Genomic DNA, 881 nt, shown 5'->3' with positions numbered 1-881 from the left:
TGGGCGTTCAGATTGATGACAGCATGGACCCTAAACTGCGTAACGTAGCATCGGTAAGCGTGACGGCATCGGTAGACCCTATGGCAGGGCCGGGCCAAACCTTAGATGTGGTCGTGTCATCCATTGGTGATGCGAAAAGCTTGCGCGGCGGTACGCTGCTTCTTACGCCGCTACGCGGTATCGATGGTGAAGTGTACGCCATCGCGCAAGGTAGCGTTGTTGTGGGCGGTTTATCTGCTGAAGGTAAAAGTGGTTCGAAAGTCGAAGTGAATACGCCAACAGCGGGTCGTGTGCCGAATGGTGCACCGCTAGAGCGCGAAATCAAAACAGACTTCAACCAGCGCGATGAAATCACGTTGAACCTGCGCAAACCAAGTTTCACTACTGCAAAAAACATCGCACGTGAAATCAACAATACGTTTGGTCCGAACGTGGCTGTTGCCATCAACAAAGCACGCGTGGATATGCGAGCGCCGAAAGACACGCAACAACGCGTGATCATGATGTCGATGCTGGAAGAGATGAGCGTCGTAGAAGGTCGTAAGCCTGCACGTATCGTCTTCAACTCCCGTACTGGCACCGTGGTGATTGGCAAGAATGTCAAAGTTGGCGAAGCGGCAGTAAGCCACGGCAACTTGACGGTGCGAATTTCAGAATCAGAAAAAGTCAGCCAGCCGAATGCGTTTGCTGATGGTGAGACAAAAGTCGTGAATCAAACGGATATTGATGTAAACGAAGAGCTCGCTCAAATGGTGATTTGGCCTCCGGGCACAGAGCTCAATACCATTGTCGATGCGGTCAACAGCTTAGGCGCAACCCCAACCGATTTGATGTCTATTCTTCAGGCACTAAATGAAGCGGGCGCGTTGAATGCTGAACTG

At 51.6% G+C, this 881-nt stretch carries 1 protein-coding gene; it reads left to right on the top strand.

Translation table 11 applies throughout. The features are described from left to right. The coding region (locus R7Z49_RS24025) for a flagellar basal body P-ring protein FlgI (protein ID WP_318112234.1) at positions 1 to 881 on the top strand (881 nt) is incomplete at both ends.

The sequence above is a fragment of the Vibrio sp. 1562 genome (genome assembly GCF_033340155.1).
Lineage (GTDB): Bacteria > Pseudomonadota > Gammaproteobacteria > Enterobacterales > Vibrionaceae > Vibrio > Vibrio alginolyticus.
This window is presented reverse-complemented; position numbering and strand designations above follow the sequence as displayed.